This window comes from Crenobacter sp. CS_VA4, assembly GCF_055597485.1.
Genome location: NZ_JBVMAE010000017.1, coordinates 60,621 through 82,506, shown reverse-complemented (window position 1 = coordinate 82,506; position 21,886 = coordinate 60,621). Strand labels below are relative to the sequence as shown.

Here is a 21,886-nt window from a genome sequence, read left to right as displayed (position 1 = left end):
GCGGGGTGGAGCAGTCTGGTAGCTCGTCGGGCTCATAACCCGAAGGTCGTAGGTTCAAATCCTGCCCCCGCAACCAAATAAAAACGGCTGACTCGCAAGAGTCAGCCGTTTTTGCCTTTCTGTCCGGGTTTCTCCCGTTTTCCTTACCTGATTCTTCATTTCGGCGCGCAGGGGCCCCCAGGCCTGCGCAAGCTTTGTCAGATCAACGCGCAATGCGCGCGCTGCTACGACACCCTAGGCAGTTCATCCCAGCAGGTGGTGTAACGCGGCGAGGGGTGCTCGCGGCGCATCTGCCAGCCGTCGTTCAGCATTGCCTGGCCCAGGCCGATGCTGTGGCGGCCCCAGCGCCGGCTGATCTCATCGAGCGTGGCCATCAGCTGTCTGCGCTCCGGCGCGCTGTCGCGCTCGAACAGGTCGGCTTGCCGGCGTAGGCGTGGCGTCAGCTCCAGCAGCACCACACCGGTCTTGTGGTAATGGTAGCCGCGCCGATACAGCTGCTTCAGCCCGGCGAGGGCGGCGCGGGTCAGCAGCAGCGTGTCGTCGTTGGCCTGGCCGAGCGGCACGCAGGCCCAGCTCGTCGGCGGCAGCGGCGAGCGGTGCGCGCTGACGCGCAGGCTGACGCCGACCAGCGCGCACAGCGAGCCCTGTGCGCGCAGCTTCTCGGCGGCGTGGGCGGTGTGGTGGCCGAGCGCGGCGGCGATTATGCCGAAGTCCTGCAAGGGGTGGCCGAACGAGCGGCTGACGATCAGCTGCTGGCGCGGCGGGCAGACCGCTTCCAGCGCCAGGCAGCTGACGCCGTTCAGCTCGGCGCGGGTGCGCTCCAGCGTGATGCCGAATTGGCGGCGCAGCCAGTCGGGCTTGGCGTCGCGCAGCTGGGCGACGCTGGCGATACGCAGCGCACGCAGCCGTTCGGCCAACTTGCGGCCGACCCCCCAGACCTGGTCGACCGGCAGCTCGGCGAGCAGCCGGTCGACCAGAGCGGGCGGCAGCGTCGCCCAATCGAGCACGCCGTCGTAGCTCGGGTCGCGCTTGGCCAGCTGGTTGGCGAGCTTGGCCAGCGTCTTGCTCGGGCCGATGCCGACGCAGGTCGGTAGGCTCAGCCAGTCGAGCATGCGCCGGCGGATCTCGCGGCCGAGCGCCAAGGGCTCCGGCTCGGCCGCCAGATCCAGGAAGCACTCGTCAATGGAATAGACCTCCTGGCGCGGCGCCAGCTCGGCGAGCAGCCGCATCATCCGCCGGCTCATATCGCCGTACAGCGCGTAGTTGGACGAAAACACTGTCACGTCGAAATGCTTGCAGCGCCCTCGCACCTCGTGGAACGGCGCGCCCATCGGGATGCCGAGCGCCTTCGCCTCGGCGCTGCGTGAGATTACGCAGCCGTCGTTGTTCGACAGCACCACCACCGGCCGGCTGGCCAGGTCGGGGCGGAATACCCGCTCGCAGCTGACGTAGAAGCTGTTGGCGTCGACCAGCGCGAAGCGGGCCATTACTTGCGGCCCAGTTTGCGCACCATCCCGGTCACCACGCCCCAGATCTTCATCTCCCGTTCGCCACGGATCTCGATCGGCGGGTAGGCGGGGTTTTCGGGCAGCAGCGCGATCCGGCCGTCCTTGCTGTAGAGCCGCTTGCAGGTGAACTCGGTGCCGTCGAGCAGGGCCACGACGATGTCGCCGTGCTGCGGGCGCTGGCGGCGGTTGACGACCAGAAGGTCGTCGTCGAACAGGCCGGCGTCGATCATCGAGTCGCCCTCCACCCGCACCATGAAGGTGGTATCGCCATCGTCTTCCAGCAGGTATTGGTTGAGGTCCAGTTCCTGGTCGACGTCGTCGGTGACCGGCGCCGGAAAGCCGGCGCGCACCCCCTGCAGATACAGCGGCACCGCGCGACGGCTCGGCTGCAGCGGCGCGCGCAGCGCGTGCTCGGGCAGCGCCAGCCGCTCGGGCGGGCGGGGCGCTTGGTGATGCTTGGCCAGTCGCGCCACGGCAAAGTCGATCACCTCCTGGCGCAGCCTCGCCGGCAGCGCCACCTTCACCAGCGGTTCGTCGCCGAAACGGCCGGTGCCACTGGGGCGGCCGGCGCCGTCGCGGTGTCCGCCTCGTCCATCCTTGCTCATCGTTAGGTCCTCCTGTCGGGCTATTTTGATTATTGTACCTTTAAATCAAAAAGCGCCATAATGATCTCGTCCCCCGTCGATCAGGAGCCACTCCCATGCAACTTAGTGCCCCGTCGTTTCGCATTCCATCCGGCCGTGCGCTGTTGGTACTGGCGCTGCTGCTCGGTTGTATCGGCATGACCTCGCGCCCCGCCGGCAAAGGCGTCGTGCCGCCGGCGTCGGTGGAGCCGCTTCACGCCATCGTGCCCGACGACGACGCACCGCTCGACGTCGCTTCGGCCGATGAACCGGCCGTGGCGGTCGCGCTGGTGTCGGGGTCGCAGGCGGTCGGCCACCGTCGTCTGGACGAGGCGCGCCGGCTGCTGGCGAGTCGCTTCAGTGGCGAAAAAACCACGCTGGCCGGCGTGGCGGTGGCGCAGGCCGGCTGGCAGCCGTTGGTCGACCCGGCCGAGTTCGGTCGCGAGCGGCGCTGCTGGCAGCAGGGGGGCTTGGCCGTCTGCGAGCGTGGCGACGCGGTGTTCCAGATGGCCGAGGGGGATCTGGTCAACCTGGTGCCGGTGCGTAGCGGCGCCGAGCTTGAGGCCGACTCACTGCCGGTGGCGGCACGCGGTCGACTGGCGCGGATCCGCTTCTATATGCACGAACGTTACGACTGGCCGCTGCCGGCCACCGAGCGCCAGCAGCTGTGCCGCTGGGCGGACGCCTATCCGGTCGACGACTGGGAGCGCGGCCGCAACCGCGACATCGCCCGCTGGCAGGGCTCGGCCAACCCCTTCGTCGACGATCCCGGGCAGCTGGCGCTGCGCTGTGCCTGAGCCGGCCAGATGCGCCGCGGCACAAAAAAAAACGCCACCGTTTCTAACGGTGGCGTTTTTGCTTGTTGTGCGATTGGCGCGCCTTAGATGCGACGAGCCAGTTCGGCGGCCTTGCCGACGTAGCTGGCCGGCGACAGCTCGAGCAAGCGGGTCTTCTCGTGCTCCGGAATGGCCAGGCCTTTGATGAACGCCGCCAGCGTGTCGCGGGTGATGCCGTCCTTGCCGCGGGTCAGCTCCTTGAGCTGCTCGTACGGGTTGGCGATCGCGTAGCGGCGCATCACGGTCTGGATCGGTTCGGCCAGCAGCTCCCAGGTGGCGTCGAGGTCGGCGGCGAGCGCGGCCGGATTGGCCTCGAGCTTGTTCAGGCCACGCAGGCAGGACTTGAAGCCGAGCAGGGTGTAGCCGAAGCCGACGCCCATATTGCGCAGCACGGTCGAGTCGGTCAGGTCGCGCTGCATGCGCGACAGCGGCAGCTTCTCGGCCAGGTGGCCGAGGATCGCGTTGGCGAGGCCGAGGTTGCCTTCCGAGTTCTCGAAGTCGATCGGGTTGACCTTGTGCGGCATGGTCGAGCTGCCGACTTCGCCGGCCTTGACCTTCTGCTTGAAGTAGCCGAGCGAGATATAGCCCCAGATGTCGCGGTTGGCGTCGATCAGGATGGTGTTGACGCGCGTCAGCGTCTGGTACAGCTCGGCCATGTAGTCGTGCGGCTCGATCTGGATCGTGTACGGGTTGAAGGTAATGCCCAGACCGGTGACGAAGCGGCCGCACAGGCTTTCCCAGTCGACGCCCGGGTAGGCGGACAGGTGGGCGTTGTAGTTGCCGACCGCACCGTTGATCTTGCCGAGGATTTCCTGGCGCACCAGCTGTTCGCGCTGGCGCTTCAGGCGGTAGGCGATGTTGGCCATTTCCTTGCCGAGCGTGGTCGGCGTGGCCGGTTGGCCGTGGGTGCGGCTCATCATCGGCAGGTCGGCGAGGCTGTGCGCGAGTTCGGTGAACTTGCCGATCAGCTCGTCGAGCGCCGGCAGCACCACGGTGTTGCGCGCGGCCCTCAGCATCAGCGCATGGCTGAGGTTGTTGATGTCTTCCGAGGTGCAGGCGAAGTGGATGAACTCGCTGGCTTCCATCACCTCCGGGTTGTCCGACAGGCGTTCCTTCAGCCAGTACTCGATCGCCTTCACGTCGTGGTTGGTGCGCGACTCGATCGCCTTCACCGCTTCGGCGTGCTCGACGCCGAAGTTGGCGATCACGTCGTCGATCTCGCGGATGGTCGCGGCGGAGAACGGTTTGACTTCTTCGATACCCGGCTCGGCGGCGAGCATTTTCAGCCATTCCAGTTCCACCTTGATGCGGAACTTCATCAGGCCGTGCTCGGAGAAGAGCGCGCGCAGCGGTTCGACCTGGGCCGCGTAGCGGCCGTCGAGCGGGGAGAGTGCGGTTAGCGTGTTCAGCATGCTAAGGGCTTCCATATAGCCGACGCGGGCGTCGGCGTGTTGCGTCAAAATCGTTCAAGGTTGGCCGAAGGCCACCTTCAGCGGTCGTTCAAGCGGCGCTTCAGCCCGGCGGCCAGCCGCTCGGCAGCGGCGGGGTTGAAGCGGAAAAACAGTTCGGGTTCGATCATCTCCAGCTCCATGATCGCGAGCCGGCCGTGGTTGTCGCGGATCAGGTCGACGCGCGCGTACAGCACGTCGAACGGCACCGCGGCCACCGCCGCCTCGGCGAAGGCGATCTCCTCGGCGCTGGCCTGGTACGGGTGCACGGTGCCGCCGTGGTCGTCCTGGACGCGGAAGTCGCCGTCCTTGGCGGTCTTGCGGATCGCGTGCGTCACCCGGCCGTCGATCACCATCAGCGACAGCTCCCCCTGATGGACAATCTGCTGCTGGAAGGGTTGCAGCATCAGCGCCTCGTGCCGGATCAGCTCGGCATACACAGCTTCAAAGCGCGCCGCGTCGGCGGCGGCGAAGCGGTAGGTGTGGCGCGCCGAGCCGGACACCGCCGGCTTCAGGATCAGCTCGTCCCAGCCGGTATCGGCGACAGCCTGCGCTAAGCTTCGCGGCTCGCCGACCTCGAGGTAGCGGGTCGGCACGATGTTGACGCCGGCCTCGCGCAAGTCGCCGAGGTAGTGCTTGTCGATGTTCCAGCGGATCAGCCCGATTTCGTTATAGAGCCGGCTGAGCGCGCCGACCCGGTCGAGCCAGGGCGAGAATTCGCCGAAGCGATCGAAGTAGTCCCAGGTGGTGCGAAACAGCAGTGAGTCCGCCTGGTGCCACTCGAAGTCGACATCGTCCCAGGCCCGGCGCGCCACGCGCAGCCCCTGCTGCGCTAGCGCGGTCACGACCAGGTCGTCTTCGGTGTTCACCTGGCGGCTGTACCAGTCGCCCTCGTCGAGCGTCACCCAGCGCGCATCGGTCAGCACCACCACGTCGTATTGCATGTCGATCCCTTGCCATCAAGAAAAACGGGCGGAGAGTCTCCGCCCGTTCGGCCAAGCTTACATGCCCGGCATCATGCCCTTCATGCCACGCATCATTTTCATCATGCCGCCCTTGGACGAGAACTGCTTCATCATCTTCTGGGTCTGCTCGAACTGGGTGAGCAGGCGGTTCACTTCCTGCACCGTCACCCCGGCGCCGGCGGCGATGCGGCGCTTGCGGCTGGCTTTCAGTAGTTCCGGCTTGCGGCGCTCCTGCGGCGTCATCGAGTTGATGATGCCCTCGATGCGACGCACCGACTTGTCGGCCTCGGCGCCCTGGATGCCCTTGGCCATCTGGCCGATCTGCCCCGGCATCTTTTCCATCAGGTTGGCCATGCCGCCCATCTTCTGCATCTGCTGGATCTGCGCCTTGAAGTCCTCCAGGTCGAAGCCCTTGCCCGACTTGAGCTTCTTGGCCATCTTGGCCGCTTCGTCCTGGTCGATGCCTTTCTGCACTTCCTCGATCAGGCTCAATACGTCGCCCATGCCGAGGATGCGGCTGGCGATCCGGTCCGGGTAGAACGGCTCCAGGCCGGTCAGCTTCTCGCCGACGCCGATGAACTTGATCGGCTTGCCGGTCACCTGGCGCACCGACAGCGCGGCACCGCCGCGTGCGTCGCCGTCCATCTTGGTCAGGATCACGCCGGTCAGCGGCAGCGTCTCATTAAACGCCTGCGCGGTGTTGACCGCGTCCTGGCCCTGCATCGCGTCGACCACGAACAGCGTCTCGATCGGCTTCAGCACCGCGTGCAGCGCCTTGATCTCGGCCATCATCGCCTCGTCGATCGCCAGGCGGCCGGCGGTGTCGACCATCAGCACGTCGAAGAAGTGGCGCTTGGCGTGGTCGAGCGCGGCCAGCGCGATGTCGACCGGTTTCTGCTGGCCATCGGACGGGAACCACTCGACGCCGACCTGGCCGGCCAGCGTCTTCAGCTGTTCGATCGCGGCCGGGCGGTATACGTCGGCCGAAACGACCAGAATCTTCTTCTTCTGGGTTTCCTTCAACAGCTTGGCGAGCTTGCCGACCGTGGTGGTCTTGCCGGCGCCTTGCAGGCCGGCCATCAGCACGATCGCCGGCGGTACCGCGGCCAGGTTGAGGGCGTCATTCTTCTCGCCCATCAGCTTGACCAGCTCTTCGTTGACCACGCCGACCAGCGCCTGGCCCGGGGTCAGGCTGCCCATCACGTCCTGGCCGAGCGCGCGCTCCTTGATCTGGGCGATGAAGCTCTTGACCACCGGCAACGCCACGTCGGCCTCGAGCAGCGCCATGCGCACCTCGCGCAGGGCGTCCTGGATGTTCGATTCGCTCAGCCGCGCGTTGCCGCGCAGCGTCTTGATCACGCCCGACAGGCGCGAAGTCAGGTTGTCTAGCATGGGGCGGGATCCTTCACTCTGCCTATGGCGAGTCTGCTTGGTGTAGACTTCAAACTTGCTATTTTACACGAGCCGCCGGGCTTCCGCCCTACCGGCCATCCGCTTGCTGATGACCCCATTGCTTCTGGCCCTCTCGCTCCTGCTCATATGTGCCTACGGCGCCTTTTCCTGGCACTTCTATAGCCACTGGCGCGGCGCGCCCGCTTGGCCGCGTCAGCCGCGGCTCGAACACTCGCTGCTCGGCGGCCTGTTGCTGGTGCAGGCATTCTGCGTGCTGACCCCGCTGGTGCACGGCCAGCTGGTCGCGCTCGGCGTCGGCCACGCAGTGGCGCTGGTGGTGTGGCTGATGCTGCTGATCTACTGGACCGGGAGCTTCTTCTATAGATTGGAGGGGCTGCAGCTGTTCCTGATGCCACTCGCGCTGCTGTCGCTGGCGCTGGCGCTGCTGTTGCCCGGTTCGCACTCCGGTTATGCCTTGACCAACCCGGCGTTCATGCTGCACCTGTTCGCGTCGATGCTGGCGTACAGCCTGTTCGCGATCAGCGCACTGTTGGCGGTGCTGATGCTGGCGCTGGAGCGCGCGCTGCACCGCAAGCACTGGACGCCGCTGGTGAAGACGCTGCCGCCGCTGTTGACGCTGGAAAAACTGATGTTCCGCGTGATCGGCTGGGGCTTTGCGCTGCTGTCGTTGACCCTGGTCAGTGGCGTGCTGTTCTCCGAGCAGCTGTTCGGCAAGCCGGCCAGCTTCTCGCACAAGACCCTGTTCGGGCTGATTTCCTGGCTGTTGTTCGGTGCGCTGCTGTACGGCCGCCACCGTCACGGCTGGCGTGGCAAGCCGGCGATCCGCTGGACGCTGGCCGGTTTTGCCGCGCTGCTATTGGCCTACGTCGGCAGCAAAGTGGTGCTCGAATTGATTTTGCAACGCGTTTAATTGCGTGTCATAGTGACTTTGCTGTGTTTTTACTTGTAACCGGGAGTCGCTCTTATGAAGAAATTGCTTGCACTGTTCGTCGGTCTGTTTCTTTTCGCCTCTGCCGCGTTCGCCGCGGTCAACATCAACACCGCCAGCCAGCAGGAGCTGGAGTCGCTGAACGGCATCGGCCCGTCCAAGGCCAAGGCCATCATCGACTACCGCACCAAGAACGGTCCGTTCAAGACGGTGGACGATCTGAAGAAAGTCACCGGCATCGGGGACAAGACGCTGGAAAAGCTGAAGAAGGACATCGCCGTTTCGGGCAAGACGACGGTTCCTATCGCCACGCCAGCCGCCAAGGGCGCCGCCCCATCGACCGCCAAGGACACCAAGGCGATCGCCACCAAGCCCGCAACCGCCGCGACCAAGAAGCCAACGGTAGACCCGACCAAGAAGCCGTAAGCCCACCCGGCTGACACCGACGCACCACGCCCTGCACAGCAGGGCGTTTTTCATGGCGATGCCTGAGCCACCTGTCGCACAACAGGGAAATTCAACCATTCCCTTCATATTCTTCTAAGAGGTTAACGCCGGGAGCTGCGCGGCGTGATCTATGTCGCACGGGTCGCAGCAAAGCCACACAGATGGCCGGTGGGTAGGCGGGAGCCTCGTCCAGAGCCTGTTTCTCGGGGTTTTCGGGCACCTGTGGGCTGTGGCGAGCGGTCTGGTAGGATGGTTATTGACCCGTGTTGTCCATTTTTCGCAACACTTTTGGGCGGTTTGATCGATTTGTTGCAAGTGAGCAACAAATGCCGTGTATTGGTCTGCCCCAGTAAAATCAATGTGTTGTGGCTTTTTCCATACAATAATGACGTGGGGTAGCGTTTTTGCAGCGTTCCGGTTTTGTATTTTCACAACGGCCGATTTATAGTCGTCGCAGAAATCGCTGGACTACACAGCGGTGAACCAACGCCCGGCCCTTCAGGCCCCAACGCAGGATCCGGGCAAGTTATGACTGACTTGAAAGGAACGAAGCGATGAACAAAAAACTGATCGCTCTGGCGCTGGCAGCTCTGCCGGCCGCAGCAATGGCCGACGTGACCCTGTACGGTGACATGGAAGCTGCCTTCCAGAACGGCAAAGCGCTGAGCTACAACCAGCAAGACGCTAAGAAAAACGTTGTGCTGAAGAACGTCAGCAAGATCGACGACACCGGCTCCTACATCGGCTTCAAGGGCAACGAAGACCTGGGCAACGGCCTGAAGGCGATCTGGCAGGTTGAAAGCGGCCTGAACATCGACGGCTCCGCGAATGCTGATGCTAATAAAAATGCCGGTATTGGCAAGCCGGGTAACACGGGCGCCCTGGCTACCCGCGATACCTTCGTCGGCCTGACCGGCGCCTTCGGTACCGTGCGTCTGGGTAAGCTGAGCACCTACCTGAACTCCGACATGGAGAAGGTTGACCCGTGGGCCTACGGTGCCGGCGTGAACGGCATGAGCACCCTGACCTTCAACGACACCCGTCTGAAGAACTCGATCCGTTACGACGCTCCGGCTGTCGTTCCGGGCCTGAAGCTCACGGCTCAGTACGGTTTCGACGAAACCCGCAAAGAACTTAACGGTCGTCGCTCCAACGCTGGTCAGTACGCCTTCGGCCTCGGCTACGAGAACTCGGGCTTCTACGGCGACCTGGGCTACGCCGCTCAGCGCGATCAAGGTACCAACCTGGACCAGACCGCCTACTACTGGCGTGCTGAAGCCGGCTACAACGCCAACAACCTGCTGGTGGCCGCTGCTTACCAGCAGACCAAGACCTACGCCGGCGCCGACTTCGCTATCAATGCTCAGGATGCAAGTGTTTTCATCCCGACTGGCTTTGCTGCAGGCAGCGACGTGAAGCAGAGCGAAGCCGCTCTGACCGTTGGTTACACCGTCGGCGCGTTCACCCCGATGGCGTCGTACGCCAAGGGCTGGGATGCGAAAGTGAACGGCCAGAAGCAAAACAGCACCGGCTACAACCAGTGGGTGCTGGGCGTGAACTACGCGCTGTCGAAGCGTACCAACACCTACGTGTCCTACGGTCAGAAGAAGTTTGACTCCACTGTGGCTACCGCTCTGAACGCCGGCGGCGACAAAGAGAACACCGTTGCCGTTGGTCTGCAACACAAGTTCTAATCTGTCCTGACAGATTAAACTCCCTAAAAGGGCTGCTTCGGCAGCCCTTTTTGTTTTTGTCGCACAGTAGAACCCGGTCCGAGCCGCGCGGCTTGCATTAGTTGGAAAATGCCATGCAAGTATTTGGCTGGCCAAACCGGCACACTCACATATAATCCCCGCTTAAGTCTTCCATTCGAACTACAGAGCGCAGAGGGGCCATGGACGTCGCGTCGGAACTTGTCGGCTTCGGCCGCGCACTGGTGCAGCACAAGCGGCTCTTGCCGCAGGACGCCGTGGCCGTCCAGCAGCAGGCCGCAGCGGCCCATGTCGGCTTCGTCGAACAGCTGGTGCACAGCAAGAAAATGAGCGCCTACGAGGTAGCGCTGTTTGCCTCACAGGCCTTCGGCTACCCGCTGTTCGACCTGTTGGCGTTCGATGCCGAGCAACTGCCCAAGGGCCTGCTCGACGACGAGCTGCTGCGCAGCAAGCGCCTGCTGCCGCTGTTCAAGCGCGGCAACCGGTTGTTTGTCGCCACGTCCGACCCCACCCAGAGCAGCGATTTTCACGCGATTACGTTCAAGACCGGGCTGTCGCTCGACGTCGTCGTCGTCGAGGACGACAAGCTGGCGCGCTTGATCGGCCGGCCGCGCGGCGATGGCGGCCTCGCCTTGCAGACGCTGAGCGGCGGTGATCTGGACGATCTCGAGTTTGCCGACCCGGATCAGCATGCTTCCGGTGCCAGCGTGCCCGACGTCGACGATGCGCCGGTGGTGAAGTTCATCCACAAGGTGCTGCTCGACGGCATCAACGGCGGCGCGTCGGATATCCATTTCGAACCGTACGAGAAGTATTACCGGATCCGCTATCGCATCGACGGTCAGCTCACGGAGGTCGCGCAACCTCCCTTGGGGCTGAAGGACCGGATCGCGTCGCGACTGAAGGTGATCTCGCGGCTCGACATCTCCGAGAAGCGGGTGCCGCAGGACGGTCGGCTCAAGTTGGTGCTGTCCAAACATCGGGCGATCGACTTCCGGGTCAGCACGCTGCCGACGCTGTTCGGTGAAAAGATCGTGCTGCGGATACTCGACCAGTCGGCCGCGTCGCTGGAGATCGAGCAGCTCGGTTTCGAGCCGGAGCAGCAGGAGGCGGTACTGCGTGCGATCGCCCGGCCATACGGCATGGTGCTGGTGACCGGCCCGACCGGTTCGGGCAAGACCGTGTCGCTGTATACGTTTCTCAACATCCTCAACCAGGCCGACGTTAATATCGCCACCGCCGAGGACCCGGTCGAGATCAATCTGCCGGGCGTCAACCAGGTCAACGTCAACGAGAAGGCCGGGCTGACCTTTGCGTCGGCGCTGCGCGCCTTCCTGCGCCAGGATCCGGACATCCTGATGGTCGGCGAGATTCGCGACATCGAGACCGCCGACATCGCGATCAAGGCGGCGCAGACCGGGCATAGGGTGTTTTCGACGGTGCATACCAATAACGCGCCGGCGACGCTGACCCGGCTGCTGAACATGGGAGTGGCGCCGTTCAACGTGGCGAGCTCGGTGCTGCTGATCATGGCGCAGCGTCTGGTCCGGCGGCTGTGCAATCACTGCAAGCAGCCGGTGGGCATCCCGCGCGAGGCGCTATTGCGTGCCGGCTTCGCCGAGGCGGAGCTTGACGGCAGCTGGCAGCCGTTCGGGCCGGTCGGTTGCGACGAGTGTCACGGCAGCGGTTACCGAGGCCGGGTCGGGGTGTACGAGGTGATGCCGGTCAGCGAGGCGGTCACCCGGCTGATTATGCAGAACGGCACCGCGCTCGATCTGGGCGAGCTGGCGCGGGCCGAGGGCATGCTCGACCTGCGCCACGCCGGGCTGTTGAAGGTGAAGCGTGGCGTCACCTCGCTCGCCGAGATCGAAGCCGTGACCAACGACTAGCTACTGGAGCGCTATGGCAAGCCGCCCACAAAAATCGACCCATCCCGGTTATATCTGGGAGTGGGAAGGGAAGGACCGCACCGGCAAACCGGTGCGCGGCGAAACGCGGGCCGATTCCGAAACGGTGGCCAAGGCGCTGCTGCGCCGGCAAGGCATCAACATCGCCAAGGTGAAGCGCCGGCGCGGCGGCCTCGGCCGCCGGATCACCGAGAAGGACATCGCGCTGTTTACCCGCCAACTGGCGACGATGCTGAAGGCCGGTGTGCCGCTGTTGCAGGCGTTCGAGATCGCCGCCAAGGGGCACGGCAACCCGGCGGTAACGAGGATGCTGCTCGAGGTGCGTGCCGACGTGGAAACCGGCTTGTCGTTGGCCGAAGCGTTTCGCAAGCGGCCGCTGTATTTCGATCGGCTGTTCTGCAACCTGATCGCGGCCGGCGAAAGCGGCGGGGTGCTCGACAGCCTGCTCGACAAGCTCGCCAGCTACAAGGAGAAGATCCTCGCGATCAAGGGCAAGATCCGCTCGGCGCTGATCTACCCGGGCGCGATCGTTGCGGTGTCGTTCATCATCACCGCGGTGATCATGGTCTACGTGATCCCGGCATTCAAGGAGTTGTTTTCGAGCTTCGGCGCCGATCTGCCGGTGCCGACGCTGCTGGTGATCTGGTTGTCCGACCTGTTCGTCGCCTGGTGGTGGGGGATCATCGGCGTGCTGCTCGCCGCAGGGTTCGGGCTGTGGTACGCGTTCAAGCGCTCGCCGGGCTTCGTCGAGCACTTCGACGGTGTGCTGCTGCGTCTGCCGGTGCTCGGCGCGATCGTGCGCAAGGCGACCATCGCGCGCTGGGCGCGCACGCTGGCGACCTTGTTCGCCGCCGGGGTGCCGCTGGTGGAGGCGCTCGATTCGGTCGGCGGCGCGGCCGGCAACCGGGTGTACGAAGAGGCGACCCGGCGCATCCAGGCCGACGTCAACAGCGGTGCCAGCCTGAACCATTCGATGCAGCGCAGCGGGCTGTTTCCCAATATGGTGTTGCAGATGACGTCGATCGGCGAGGAGTCCGGCTCGCTCGACGCGATGCTCGGCAAGGTCGCCGACTTCTACGAAGACGAAGTCGATAACGCGGTCGCCTCGTTGTCCAGCCTGCTGGAACCGGCGATCATGGTCATTCTCGGAATATTGATCGGGGGGCTCGTCATCGCGATGTACCTGCCGATTTTCAAGATGGGGCAGGTGGTCGGTTGATGCAGGTCTTGTATTCTTTTCTTTCGGCCAACCCGGCCTGGCTGATCGGCGGGGCGTTGCTGTTCGGGTTGTTGATCGGCAGTTTTCTGAACGTGGTGATCCATCGGCTGCCGATCATGCTGCAGCAGGATTGGCAACGCGACTGCGCGCGGCTGGCCGGCGCGCCCGATCAGGAGGAGCAGCGCTATAACCTGCTGCTGCCGGCGTCGCATTGTCCGGCGTGCCGGCAACCGGTCAAGCCGTGGCAGAATCTGCCGCTGATCAGCTTCGTGCTGTTGCGCGGACGCTGCGCGTCTTGCGCGGCACCGATCAGCCGTCGCTATCCGCTGGTCGAGCTGCTGACCGGCTTGGTGTTCGCGCTGCTCGCCTGGCAGCTCGGACCGGGCAGTGCGCTCGTCGGCGCGATGCTGCTGTCGGCGGCGCTGATCGCGCTGGCGTTTATCGACGCCGACACCCAGCTGCTACCGGACTGCCTGACGCTGCCGCTGTTGTGGGCCGGGCTGCTGTTCAATCTGGCGACCGGCCTGATGCCGCTCGCCGACGCGGTGCTCGGCGCGGTGTTCGGCTACCTGGCGCTGTGGCTGGTGTACTGGGCGTTCCGGCTCGCGACCGGCAAGGAGGGGATGGGCTACGGCGACTTCAAGCTGTTGGCGGCGCTCGGTGCCTGGCTCGGCTGGCAGGCCTTGCCGCTGGTGATCTTGCTGTCGTCGCTGGTCGGCGCGCTGGTCGGCGTCGGGCTGATCGTGGCGCGCCGGGTGGGCCGCAGCCAAGCGCTGCCGTTCGGGCCGTATCTGGCGGCGGCGGGCTGGATCGCGTTTTTGTGGGGGGAGCGGATCATGATGTGGTATTTGCATGGCTGACAAGGTAGTGGGGCTGACCGGCGGAATCGGTTCGGGTAAGAGCACGGTGGCCGACCTGTTCGCCGCGCGCGGTGTGGCGGTGGTCGACACCGACCGGATTTCACACCAGCTGACCGGGCCGGACGGCGGCGCGATGGCGGCGATCGCGGCGGAATTCGGTAGCGGGGTGGTGCGGGACGACGGGGCGCTCGACCGGGAGGCGATGCGCGGCATCGTGTTCGCCGACCCGACGGCGCGGGCGCGGCTGGAGGCGATCCTGCACCCGATGATCCGCGCCGAGAGCGAGCGGCAACTGCGCTTGGCCGAAGGGCCGTATGCGATGCTGGTGGTGCCGCTGCTGTTCGAAACCGGCCAGTATTCGTCGCTGCTGGCGCGAGTGCTGGTGGTCGATTGCGACGAGGCGGTGCAGCGCCAGCGGGTGCGGCAGCGCAGTGGCCTGGACGAGGCGACGGTGACGGCGATCATGGCGGCGCAGCTGTCGCGCGCCGAGAGGCTGGCCCGCGCCGACGATGTGATTAACAATAGTTCCGACCTAGTAGAGCTAACGCTTCAAGTCGACGCCAAACACCGCTATTATCTTGCCAACCTGACCGCCAAACCGGCGTAGACTGATCCCCACTCACGAAAAGGGCCGTCGTCGTTGTGATCTGCTTCGAGTTTCCCGTCACTGAACGTACCCGCACGCTGCTCCGCCTCGAGCAGCTCTATCTGCGGCTGGCCTTTTTCATCGAGCGGGACGATCCGTTCGAACACCACGCCGCCTTGCTGGTGTTGTTCGAACTGATGGAAACCGCGTCGCGCGCCGACATAAAAGCCGATCTATTGCAGGAACTGGAGCGCCAGAAGCAGGTGCTCGAGCAACTGCGCAGCAACCCGGCGATCGACGAGGGCACGCTCGAGTCGGTGCTCGACGACATCGAGCAGTCGTCGGCCGGCTTGCTCGGCCTGACCGGCAAGTTCGGCCAGCACCTGCGCGAGAACGAGTGGCTGATGGCGATCAAGCAGCGCGCCGGCATCCCCGGCGGCACCTGCCAGTTCGACCTGCCGTCCTACTTCCTGTGGCAACAGAAGTCGGCCGAAGCGCGCCGCGAGGATCTGCTGCGCTGGTCCGGCCCGTTGACCCCGACCGCGCTGGCGAGTACCGTCCTGCTCAAGCTGTTGCGCGACAGCGGCAAGACCCACCGCTACCTGGCGCGCGGCGGCGCGTTCCAGCAGATGTCCGGCGGCAAGATCGTGCAGCTGGTGCGCGTCGGTTTCGACGAGGGGCTGAACGTGCTGCCCGAGCTGTCGGCCAACAAGTACATGCTCAATATCCGCTTCGTCTGCGCCGGTACCGGCGAGGTGCGCGCGCGCCAGAGTGAAGACGATATCGAGTTCGACCTGACCTATTGCAAGTTCTGACCATGAGTAGCTCTACCCCGCGCCAGGTGGCGTGCCCGACCTGCAAGGCGCCGGTCGACTGGACCCCGGAAAACCGTTTCAGGCCGTTCTGCAGCGAGCGCTGCAAGCTGATCGACCTCGGCCAGTGGGCGACCGAGCAGTACCGGGTCGCCGCCGAAGAGGACGACCTCGACGAGCTGACCCGCAACAGCCTGAACTGAGCGTTGCGACCATGAAAAAAGCCGGCATCTGCCGGCTTTTTGCATGGCTGAGGGTCTGCTCAGGCGCGGGCGGCGATCGAAGCGCCCTGCGAGAAATAGCTCTTCACCCCGGACAGGATCGACTGCGCCATCTTCTGCTGGAAGTCCGGGTCGAGCAGGCGGCGTTCCTCGTCCGGATTGCTGATGAAGGCGGTCTCGACCAGGATAGACGGGATGTCCGGCGCCTTCAGCACCGCGAAGCCGGCCTGTTCGACCTTGCCCTTGTGCAGCGCGTTGAGCCCGCCGATCTGGCCGAGCACCGACTTGCCGAGTTTCAGGCTGTCGTTGATGGTGGCCGTCTGCGTCAGGTCGAGTAGGGTGTGCGCGAGGTAGCGGTCCTTGGTGTTGAGCTTCACCCCGCCGATCAGGTCGGAGTCGTTCTGCGTCTGCGCCAGGTAACGGGCCGCGGTACTGGTTGCGCCCTTTTCCGACACGGCGAACACCGACGAGCCCTTCGCCGCCGGTGTGATGAAGGCGTCGGCGTGGATCGAGATGAACAGGTCGGCGTTGAGCTTGCGCGCCTTTGCGACGCGCACCCCGAGCGGGATGAACACGTCGTCGTCGCGGGTCATGTGCGCCTTCATGTTCGGCTCACTGTCGATCATCTGTTTCAGCTGGCGGGCGATCTTCAGCACGATGTCCTTCTCGTGCGTGCCGCGCGGGCCGGTCGCGCCCGGGTCCTCGCCGCCGTGGCCAGGGTCGAGCATCACGATGATAGGCCGGTCGGTGCCGGCCTTGCCCTTCTTCGGCTTGGCCGGCTCCGGCGGGGTCGTCTCGTCGAGCTGGCCCTTGTTGTAGTCGTCGAGAAGCGCCAACAGCGGGTCGCTTTGCGCCTGCGCCGGATATAGGTCGACGACCAGCCGGTGCTTGAACTCGGCGACCGGCTTCAGCGTGAAGATCTGCGGCTTGACCTCGGTCTTCAGGTCGAACACCAGCCGCACCGTGTCCGGGGTGTTCTGGCCGGCGCGGGCGCTCTGGATGAACGGGTCGCTGCCGCCGATCTGGCCGCCGATGTCCTTGAGCAGGCTGCCCAGCTGCACGCCTTCGACGTCGACGACCAGCCGGTTGGGGTTGTTCAGCAGGAACTGCTTGAACTTCAGCGGGGCGCTCGACTCGATGGTGACCCGGGTATAGGTCGACGACGGCCAGACGCGTACCGCGACGATCGCGCTATCGGCGGCAAGGCCGACGCGGCTGACCGACAGCAGCCAGGTGGCGGCCGCGCCGCCGATCAGGCGGCGGCGCAGGGGATTATGATTCGACTCAGGCATAGGGTTCCGTGCTCGCTATTGGCCGAAAGAACGAAGGTCCGACCGTCGCCGGCGATGTCGAGTTCCACGACCAGATCGGCCGGCGGCAACAGGCCGGCAGCCTTGTCCGGCCATTCGACCAGGCAGACGCTGTCGGCGTCGAAGTAATCGCGAAAGCCGGCGTCTTCCCATTCGTCCGGGTCGGCAAAACGATAAAGATCGAAATGGTGGGCGGTCAGCCGCGCAAGCGGGTAGCTTTCCACCAGCGTGTAGGTCGGGCTCTTCACCCGGCCGGTGTGGCCGAGTGCGGCAAGAAAGCCGCGCGTCAGCGTGGTCTTGCCGGCGCCGAGGTCGCCATGCAGGTAGATCACCAGGCCGGGCGCGACGGCCGCGGCCAGCGCCGCGCCGAGCGCCAGCGTGGCGGCCTCGTCCGGTATATAACCGGAGCGTGAGCGGGTATCATTCATGACCATGCAGGCAACTATCTCCGAAAACCCGAATTATCTCGAATTGGCGCGCCAAATCAAAGACTGGGCGCGCGAATTGGGCTTTGCCGACGCGCGCATCGGCCGTGCCGAGCTGCCGGCCGAGGCAGGCGAGCGGCTGGCCGCGTGGCTGGCGGCCGGTCACCACGGCGAGATGGACTACATGGAGCGCCACGGCCAGCTGCGGGTGAAACCGGCCGAGCTGGTGCCGGGAGCGCTATCGGTGGTGTCGCTGCGCATGCACTATTGGCCGGCCGAGGCCAGGCCGGCCGACGCGGTGCTGGAGGACGGCAACGCCGCGTATATTTCACGCTACGCGCTCGGCCGCGATTATCACAAGGTGATTCGCAACCGCCTGCAGAAACTCGCCGACAGGTTGGCCGAAACGATACAACCGTTGGGTTACCGGGTATTTACCGACAGCGCACCGATCGCCGAGGTGGCGCTGGCGGCGCAGGCCGGGCTCGGCTGGCGCGGCAAGCACACCCTGCTGCTCAATAAGGGGCAGGGATCGTTGTTCTTCCTCGGCGAGCTGGTCACCGACCTGCCGCTACCGCCGGACGAGAGCGAGCCGGAGCACTGCGGCCGCTGTACCCGCTGCCTCGACGTCTGCCCGACCGGCGCGATTATCGAGCCGTACACGGTCGACGCCCGCCGCTGCATTTCCTACCTGACCATCGAGCTGAAGTCGGCGATCCCCGAACCGTTGCGGCCGCTGATCGGCAACCGGGTGTACGGCTGCGATGACTGCCAGCTGGCTTGCCCGTGGAACCGCTTCGCGGTGCACACCGCCGAGCCGGACTTCGCGGTGCGCCACGGTCTCGACGACGTGAGCCTCGCCGAGCTGTTCGGTTGGAGCGAGGACGACTTCAAGACCCGGATGGCCGGCAGTGCGATCTACCGGATCGGCTACCTGAAGTGGCTGTCGAATATCGCGGTCGGCCTGGGCAATGCGCCGAGCTCGGCTGCGGTGATCGCGGCGTTGACGGCCCGCGCCGATCATCCGGACGAGTTGGTGCGTGAGCCGACCCGCTGGGCGCTGGCTCGGCACGGCGTGGTGCTGGGCTGAACCGTCTGGCCTGCGGGGCCGGCCCCGTCCTGTTTCGATCAACATCGATTGATTCCCGAACCTGATATAAAAATGAACCCTTCGACCCGCTGGACCATCCGGGCGGCTCGCTGCGACGAGCTGCCCGCACTGCAGGCGATCGAGCGCGCCGCCGCCGAGCGATTCCGCGCCGACCCGGTCGGGCCGCTGTTCGCGGCGCACGGCCTGAGCCTGGCCGAGCTGGAGCAAGGCCGTTCGGCCAACTTGCTATGGGTCGGAGCGACGTCGCAAGGCGAACTAGCCGGCTTCGCGCTGGTGTCGCGCCACGGCGCCGTCGCGCATCTCGACGAGATCGACGTGCGGCCTGAATTCGGCGGGCGGGGGTTGGCGAGTGTTTTGATCGAGACGCTGTGCGCGGAGCTGGCCGACGCCGGTTGTCGAGTGCTGACCTTATCGACGCTGGCGGATGTCGCGTGGAACGCGCCGTTCTACGCGCGGCGCGGCTTCGTCGCGTTGGCCGAAGGCGAGCTGGACGAGCGCCTGAGTGCTTGCCGGGAGGCGGAGCGCGCCGCCGGTTTCCCGATGACGCGCCGAGTGCTGATGCGGCGGATGCTGCTGGTCTCAGTCGAGCTCGCGGCTGAAGTGGAAGGCATTGATCACCATGCCTTCGCGGAAGTAGAAGCGATGCGCGTCGGTACGATGGGTGCCGGAATCGAGCGTCAGGTAGCGGCAGCCGGCCGCGTAGGCTATCGCCTCGCAGCGCGCCAAGAGCAGCGAGCCGATCCCTTGCGAGCGATGCGCCTCGTCGGTGACCAGGTCGTCGATATAGAGTCGCCGTCCCTCGTAGGTGTTTTCGTAGACCCGGTACAGCGCGAGGCCGACCACTTTGTCGCCCGAGAGCGCGAGCTCGATCCGGCCGCCGTCGGCGCAGACGCGCGCCAGCGTCGCCAGATAGCCCGCCTCGTCGTCCGGCAGTCGCGGGCGCAGCTGGCGGTGCACGGCCAGGGCGCTACCCAGTCGCGCCGGGTCGATAATCTGGCCGTGTTCGTCGGTGGCGGCGTGCAGTCTGATCGCGTTCATCGTGCCTCCCGCGACGGTGCGACCAGCACCGATTCGCCCTCCAGCACCACCTTGCCCTTCACCCGGCACTCGGTGGTGAAGGTGACGCGCTTCCTCGCCGGGTCGAGTTCGCTGACGGTGGCGATCGCGGTGACGGTGTCGCCGATCCGCACCGGCGCGGTGAAGCGGGTCGACTGCGACACGTAGATCGCGCCGGCGCCGGGCAGTCGGGTGCCGACCACGGTCGAGATCAGGCTGGCGGTGAGCATGCCGTGCGCGATGCGGCCGCCGAACTGGGTGGTTTCGGCGTATTCCTGGTTGATGTGCACCGGGTTGTCGTCGCCCGATACGCCGGCGAACAGCAGGATGTCCGCCTCGCCGATGGTCCTGGCGTAACTGGCCGACTGGCCGATCTGGATGTCTTCGAAGAATACGGTCGCCATCGTGTTTGCCCTTTATTCGAATGGAATTGCCCGGCCATTGTGGCAGCAACTGCCGGTGCTTGCCAAAGCGGGAGCCCGGGCCGCCCGGTCATTACGCAAGTTGTCGGACCGCCTGCTGCGCCGGGCGTTCCCGTTCGACCCGGCCCGATCGGCGCGCGGCCGCACCGTGCAAAAAGACTGTCCGACAGGTAGACTTGGGCTGACCCGAATTGCCGGGCGGGTGTCGCGCGCGATCCGCGTTGCGTTTTGACGACGCCGGCCCCAGATTTTGTTGGTTAAACGCTTGTTTGAATCCGCTCGCTGGCCGACAATGGCCCGGATGCCGGCTCAACAGCACGTCACCAACACTCCGATCATCCCTATGTGAGAGGTTAGCAATTTCCCATGAAAGCTTTAGTCGCTGTGAAGCGCGTTGTTGATTACAACGTGAAAGTCAGGGTCAAGGCCGATGGTTCCGATGTGGACATCGCCAACGTCAAGATGTCGATGAACCCGTTTGACGAGATCGCGGTGGAAGAGGCGGTGCGTCTCAAGGAAGCCGGCAAGGTCAGCGAGATCGTGGTGGTGTCGCTGGGCGTCAAGCAGTGCGAGGAAACGCTGCGCACCGCGCTGGCGATGGGCGCCGACCGCGCCGTGCACGTCGAGACCGATGCCGAGCTGCAGCCGCTGGCGGTCGCCAAGCTGCTCAAGGCCGTCGCCGACAAGGAGCAGCCGACCATCGCGATCCTCGGCAAGCAGGCGATCGACGACGACGCCAACCAGACCGGCCAGATGCTGGCCGCGCTGCTCGGCTGGGGTCAGGGCACCTTCGCGTCCAAGGTCGAACTGTCGGCCGAAACCGCCACCGTCACCCGCGAGGTGGACGGCGGCCTCGAGACCGTGAAGCTGGCGCTGCCGGCGGTGATCACCTCAGACCTGCGCCTGAACGAGCCGCGCTATGTGAAGCTGCCGAACATCATGGCCGCCAAGAAGAAGCCGCTCGACAAGCTGAGCCCGGCCGACCTCGGCGTCGACGTCACGCCGCGCCTGAAGACGCTGAAAGTGGCCGAACCGGCCAAACGCTCGGCCGGCATCAAGGTGGCGAATGCCGCCGAGCTGGTCGCCAAACTCAAGAACGACGCAAAGGTGCTGTAAATCATGGCCATTCTCGTTATCGCTGAACACGACAACCAGAGCCTGAAGGCAGGCACCCTGAACACCGTGACCGCCGCTGCTCGTGTTGGTGGCGACATCCACGTGCTGGTGGCCGGTCACAACGCCGCCGCGGCCGCGGCCGCGGCCGCCAAGCTCGCCGGTGTCGCCAAGGTGCTGCACGTCGACGCCGCGCAGTACGCGCACGGCCTGGCCGAAAGCCTGTCGGTGCTGGTGGTCGATCTTGCCAAGAACTACAGCCACGTGTTCGCCCCGGCGACCTCGTTCGGCAAGAACCTGCTGCCGCGCGTCGCCGCGCTGCTCGACGTCGCACCGGTGTCGGACATCGTCGCGATCGAGTCGGCCGACACCTTCGTGCGGCCGATCTACGCCGGCAACGTGCTGGCCACCGTGCAGTCGAGCGACCCGATCAAGGTGGTGACCGTGCGCACCACCGCGTTCGAGCCGGCTGCCAACGGCGGTTCGGCCAACGTCGAGACCATCGCCGCCGCCGCCGACAGCACCCTGTCGCAATTCGTCGGCCAGGAGCTGACCGTGTCGGATCGCCCGGAACTGGCTTCGGCCAAGGTGGTGGTGTCGGGCGGCCGTGCGCTCGGTTCGGAAGAGCAGTTCAAGGCGGTGATCGAGCCCTTGGCCGACAAGCTCGGCGCCGCCGTCGGTGCGTCGCGCGCCGCGGTCGACGCCGGCTACGCGCCGAACGACTACCAGGTCGGCCAGACCGGCAAGGTGGTGGCGCCGGAACTGTACGTCGCGGTCGGGATCTCCGGCGCGATCCAGCACCTGGCCGGCATGAAGGACTCCAAGGTGATCGTTGCGATCAACAAGGACGAAGAAGCGCCGATCTTCCAGGTGGCCGATTACGGCATCGTCGGTGACCTGTTCACCGTGGTGCCGGAACTGATCGCCGAACTGTCCAAGTAAGGACGGCAGCGCAGATACAAGA

General features: G+C 65.3%; 22 protein-coding genes and 1 pseudogene. 14 read left to right on the top strand and 9 right to left on the bottom strand.

What is annotated here, in order from left to right; genetic code table 11:
• Window positions 1–224: 224 nt before the first annotated feature.
• Together ACZ2IA_RS16135 and ACZ2IA_RS16130 are read right to left on the bottom strand one after the other, a co-directional pair.
• A complete protein-coding gene (locus tag ACZ2IA_RS16135; RefSeq protein ID WP_470293612.1) occupies window positions 225–1,487 on the bottom strand; it encodes a Y-family DNA polymerase in 1,263 nt (420 codons plus the stop codon).
• Window positions 1,487–2,113 (bottom strand): LexA family protein, encoded by a 627-nt coding sequence (locus tag ACZ2IA_RS16130; RefSeq protein ID WP_470293611.1) that lies wholly within the window; start codon window positions 2,111–2,113, stop codon window positions 1,487–1,489. The genes ACZ2IA_RS16135 and ACZ2IA_RS16130 overlap by 1 nt, the downstream gene beginning before the upstream one ends.
• Before the next feature lie 95 nt (window positions 2,114–2,208).
• Here ACZ2IA_RS16130 and ACZ2IA_RS16125 point away from each other — a divergent pair, with 95 nt between their 5' ends.
• Window positions 2,209–2,928, top strand: a complete 720-nt coding sequence (locus tag ACZ2IA_RS16125) for an endonuclease (protein ID WP_470293610.1) — start codon at window positions 2,209–2,211, stop codon at window positions 2,926–2,928.
• Between the two features lie 83 nt (window positions 2,929–3,011).
• On the opposite strand, the gene purB is transcribed toward ACZ2IA_RS16125, so the two are convergent.
• From purB to ffh, 3 genes are all read right to left on the bottom strand, one after another.
• Window positions 3,012–4,379 (bottom strand): adenylosuccinate lyase, encoded by a 1,368-nt coding sequence (purB, locus tag ACZ2IA_RS16120; protein WP_470293609.1) that lies wholly within the window; start codon window positions 4,377–4,379, stop codon window positions 3,012–3,014.
• Window positions 4,380–4,456: 77 nt separating this feature from the next.
• Window positions 4,457–5,359 (bottom strand): ATP-grasp domain-containing protein, encoded by a 903-nt coding sequence (locus ACZ2IA_RS16115; RefSeq protein WP_470293608.1) that lies wholly within the window; start codon window positions 5,357–5,359, stop codon window positions 4,457–4,459.
• A gap of 57 nt (window positions 5,360–5,416) precedes the next feature.
• The gene (gene ffh, locus ACZ2IA_RS16110; protein WP_470293607.1) at window positions 5,417–6,772 is read right to left on the bottom strand and encodes a signal recognition particle protein; all 1,356 of its coding nucleotides are present in this window, start codon (window positions 6,770–6,772) and stop codon (window positions 5,417–5,419) included.
• Window positions 6,773–6,881: 109 nt separating this feature from the next.
• Here ffh and ACZ2IA_RS16105 point away from each other — a divergent pair, with 109 nt between their 5' ends.
• The 9 genes from ACZ2IA_RS16105 (at window position 6,882) to yacG (ending at window position 15,467) form a co-directional block, all read left to right on the top strand.
• Window positions 6,882–7,703, top strand: coding sequence for a cytochrome C assembly family protein (locus tag ACZ2IA_RS16105; RefSeq protein ID WP_470293606.1), 822 nt, complete (start codon window positions 6,882–6,884; stop codon window positions 7,701–7,703).
• A gap of 54 nt (window positions 7,704–7,757) precedes the next feature.
• Window positions 7,758–8,147 (top strand): ComEA family DNA-binding protein, encoded by a 390-nt coding sequence (locus ACZ2IA_RS16100; RefSeq protein WP_470293605.1) that lies wholly within the window; start codon window positions 7,758–7,760, stop codon window positions 8,145–8,147.
• Window positions 8,148–8,722: 575 nt separating this feature from the next.
• The gene (locus tag ACZ2IA_RS16095; protein ID WP_470293604.1) at window positions 8,723–9,862 is read left to right on the top strand and encodes a porin; all 1,140 of its coding nucleotides are present in this window, start codon (window positions 8,723–8,725) and stop codon (window positions 9,860–9,862) included.
• A 200-nt stretch (window positions 9,863–10,062) separates the two neighbouring features.
• Window positions 10,063–11,769, top strand: a complete 1,707-nt coding sequence (gene pilB, locus ACZ2IA_RS16090) for a type IV-A pilus assembly ATPase PilB (protein WP_470293603.1) — start codon at window positions 10,063–10,065, stop codon at window positions 11,767–11,769.
• Between the two features lie 13 nt (window positions 11,770–11,782).
• Window positions 11,783–13,006: a type II secretion system F family protein gene (locus tag ACZ2IA_RS16085; protein WP_470293602.1), complete on the top strand. Its 1,224-nt coding sequence runs from the start codon at window positions 11,783–11,785 to the stop codon at window positions 13,004–13,006.
• Window positions 13,006–13,866 carry a prepilin peptidase gene (locus tag ACZ2IA_RS16080; RefSeq protein WP_470293601.1) on the top strand — a complete coding sequence of 287 codons (861 nt, stop codon included), beginning with the start codon at window positions 13,006–13,008 and terminating at the stop codon, window positions 13,864–13,866. The genes ACZ2IA_RS16085 and ACZ2IA_RS16080 overlap by 1 nt, the downstream gene beginning before the upstream one ends.
• Complete coding sequence (gene coaE, locus ACZ2IA_RS16075; protein ID WP_470293600.1) at window positions 13,859–14,473, top strand: dephospho-CoA kinase; 615 nt, start codon at window positions 13,859–13,861, stop codon at window positions 14,471–14,473. Before ACZ2IA_RS16080 ends, coaE begins: the two co-directional genes overlap by 8 nt.
• 35 nt (window positions 14,474–14,508) lie before the next feature.
• Window positions 14,509–15,267 carry a cell division protein ZapD gene (zapD, locus tag ACZ2IA_RS16070; RefSeq protein ID WP_470293599.1) on the top strand — a complete coding sequence of 253 codons (759 nt, stop codon included), beginning with the start codon at window positions 14,509–14,511 and terminating at the stop codon, window positions 15,265–15,267.
• Complete coding sequence (yacG, locus tag ACZ2IA_RS16065) at window positions 15,264–15,467, top strand: DNA gyrase inhibitor YacG (protein ID WP_470293615.1); 204 nt, start codon at window positions 15,264–15,266, stop codon at window positions 15,465–15,467. Before zapD ends, yacG begins: the two co-directional genes overlap by 4 nt.
• 59 nt (window positions 15,468–15,526) lie before the next feature.
• Here the strand turns inward: yacG and ACZ2IA_RS16060 are convergent, their stop codons facing one another.
• Complete coding sequence (locus ACZ2IA_RS16060; RefSeq protein ID WP_470293598.1) at window positions 15,527–16,777, bottom strand: N-acetylmuramoyl-L-alanine amidase; 1,251 nt, start codon at window positions 16,775–16,777, stop codon at window positions 15,527–15,529.
• On the bottom strand, window positions 16,738–17,223 hold the full coding sequence (gene tsaE, locus ACZ2IA_RS16055; protein ID WP_470293614.1) for a tRNA (adenosine(37)-N6)-threonylcarbamoyltransferase complex ATPase subunit type 1 TsaE: 486 nt from the start codon (window positions 17,221–17,223) through the stop codon (window positions 16,738–16,740). The genes ACZ2IA_RS16060 and tsaE overlap by 40 nt, the downstream gene beginning before the upstream one ends.
• Here tsaE and queG point away from each other — a divergent pair.
• Both queG and ACZ2IA_RS16045 read left to right on the top strand, forming a co-directional pair.
• Entirely contained in the window at window positions 17,222–18,310 is a 1,089-nt protein-coding gene (gene queG, locus ACZ2IA_RS16050; RefSeq protein ID WP_470293597.1) for a tRNA epoxyqueuosine(34) reductase QueG, read from the top strand. The genes tsaE and queG overlap by 2 nt on opposite strands.
• A gap of 72 nt (window positions 18,311–18,382) precedes the next feature.
• A pseudogene (locus tag ACZ2IA_RS16045) lies at window positions 18,383–18,793 on the top strand (GNAT family N-acetyltransferase); the annotation flags it as partial.
• A gap of 117 nt (window positions 18,794–18,910) precedes the next feature.
• Here ACZ2IA_RS16045 and ACZ2IA_RS16040 read toward each other — a convergent pair.
• Together ACZ2IA_RS16040 and ACZ2IA_RS16035 are read right to left on the bottom strand one after the other, a co-directional pair.
• On the bottom strand, window positions 18,911–19,369 hold the full coding sequence (locus tag ACZ2IA_RS16040; RefSeq protein WP_470293596.1) for a GNAT family N-acetyltransferase: 459 nt from the start codon (window positions 19,367–19,369) through the stop codon (window positions 18,911–18,913).
• Entirely contained in the window at window positions 19,366–19,791 is a 426-nt protein-coding gene (locus ACZ2IA_RS16035) for a MaoC family dehydratase (protein WP_470293595.1), read from the bottom strand. The genes ACZ2IA_RS16040 and ACZ2IA_RS16035 overlap by 4 nt, the downstream gene beginning before the upstream one ends.
• Window positions 19,792–20,175: 384 nt before the next feature.
• Between ACZ2IA_RS16035 and ACZ2IA_RS16030 the strand changes: the two genes are divergently transcribed.
• Together ACZ2IA_RS16030 and ACZ2IA_RS16025 are read left to right on the top strand one after the other, a co-directional pair.
• Entirely contained in the window at window positions 20,176–20,925 is a 750-nt protein-coding gene (locus tag ACZ2IA_RS16030) for an electron transfer flavoprotein subunit beta/FixA family protein (RefSeq protein WP_470293594.1), read from the top strand.
• 3 nt (window positions 20,926–20,928) lie between these two features.
• On the top strand, window positions 20,929–21,864 hold the full coding sequence (locus ACZ2IA_RS16025) for an electron transfer flavoprotein subunit alpha/FixB family protein (RefSeq protein ID WP_470293593.1): 936 nt from the start codon (window positions 20,929–20,931) through the stop codon (window positions 21,862–21,864).
• Window positions 21,865–21,886 lie beyond the last annotated feature (22 nt).

Bases quoted from the DNA above. Each gene is read 5' to 3' on its own strand.
- ACZ2IA_RS16135 (WP_470293612.1), bottom strand. From the start codon at position 1,487: ATGGCCCGCTTCGCGCTGGTCGACGCCAACAGCTTCTACGTCAGCTGC.
- ACZ2IA_RS16130 (WP_470293611.1), bottom strand. From the start codon at position 2,113: ATGAGCAAGGATGGACGAGGCGGACACCGCGACGGCGCCGGCCGCCCC.
- ACZ2IA_RS16125 (WP_470293610.1), top strand. From the start codon at position 2,209: ATGCAACTTAGTGCCCCGTCGTTTCGCATTCCATCCGGCCGTGCGCTG.
- purB (WP_470293609.1), bottom strand. From the start codon at position 4,379: ATGCTGAACACGCTAACCGCACTCTCCCCGCTCGACGGCCGCTACGCG.
- ACZ2IA_RS16115 (WP_470293608.1), bottom strand. From the start codon at position 5,359: ATGCAATACGACGTGGTGGTGCTGACCGATGCGCGCTGGGTGACGCTC.
- ffh (WP_470293607.1), bottom strand. From the start codon at position 6,772: ATGCTAGACAACCTGACTTCGCGCCTGTCGGGCGTGATCAAGACGCTG.
- ACZ2IA_RS16105 (WP_470293606.1), top strand. From the start codon at position 6,882: ATGACCCCATTGCTTCTGGCCCTCTCGCTCCTGCTCATATGTGCCTAC.
- ACZ2IA_RS16100 (WP_470293605.1), top strand. From the start codon at position 7,758: ATGAAGAAATTGCTTGCACTGTTCGTCGGTCTGTTTCTTTTCGCCTCT.
- ACZ2IA_RS16095 (WP_470293604.1), top strand. From the start codon at position 8,723: ATGAACAAAAAACTGATCGCTCTGGCGCTGGCAGCTCTGCCGGCCGCA.
- pilB (WP_470293603.1), top strand. From the start codon at position 10,063: ATGGACGTCGCGTCGGAACTTGTCGGCTTCGGCCGCGCACTGGTGCAG.
- ACZ2IA_RS16085 (WP_470293602.1), top strand. From the start codon at position 11,783: ATGGCAAGCCGCCCACAAAAATCGACCCATCCCGGTTATATCTGGGAG.
- ACZ2IA_RS16080 (WP_470293601.1), top strand. From the start codon at position 13,006: ATGCAGGTCTTGTATTCTTTTCTTTCGGCCAACCCGGCCTGGCTGATC.
- coaE (WP_470293600.1), top strand. From the start codon at position 13,859: ATGGCTGACAAGGTAGTGGGGCTGACCGGCGGAATCGGTTCGGGTAAG.
- ACZ2IA_RS16060 (WP_470293598.1), bottom strand. From the start codon at position 16,777: ATGCCTGAGTCGAATCATAATCCCCTGCGCCGCCGCCTGATCGGCGGC.
- queG (WP_470293597.1), top strand. From the start codon at position 17,222: ATGACCATGCAGGCAACTATCTCCGAAAACCCGAATTATCTCGAATTG.
- tsaE (WP_470293614.1), bottom strand. From the start codon at position 17,223: ATGAATGATACCCGCTCACGCTCCGGTTATATACCGGACGAGGCCGCC.
- ACZ2IA_RS16040 (WP_470293596.1), bottom strand. From the start codon at position 19,369: ATGAACGCGATCAGACTGCACGCCGCCACCGACGAACACGGCCAGATT.
- ACZ2IA_RS16035 (WP_470293595.1), bottom strand. From the start codon at position 19,791: ATGGCGACCGTATTCTTCGAAGACATCCAGATCGGCCAGTCGGCCAGT.
- ACZ2IA_RS16030 (WP_470293594.1), top strand. From the start codon at position 20,176: ATGAAAGCTTTAGTCGCTGTGAAGCGCGTTGTTGATTACAACGTGAAA.
- ACZ2IA_RS16025 (WP_470293593.1), top strand. From the start codon at position 20,929: ATGGCCATTCTCGTTATCGCTGAACACGACAACCAGAGCCTGAAGGCA.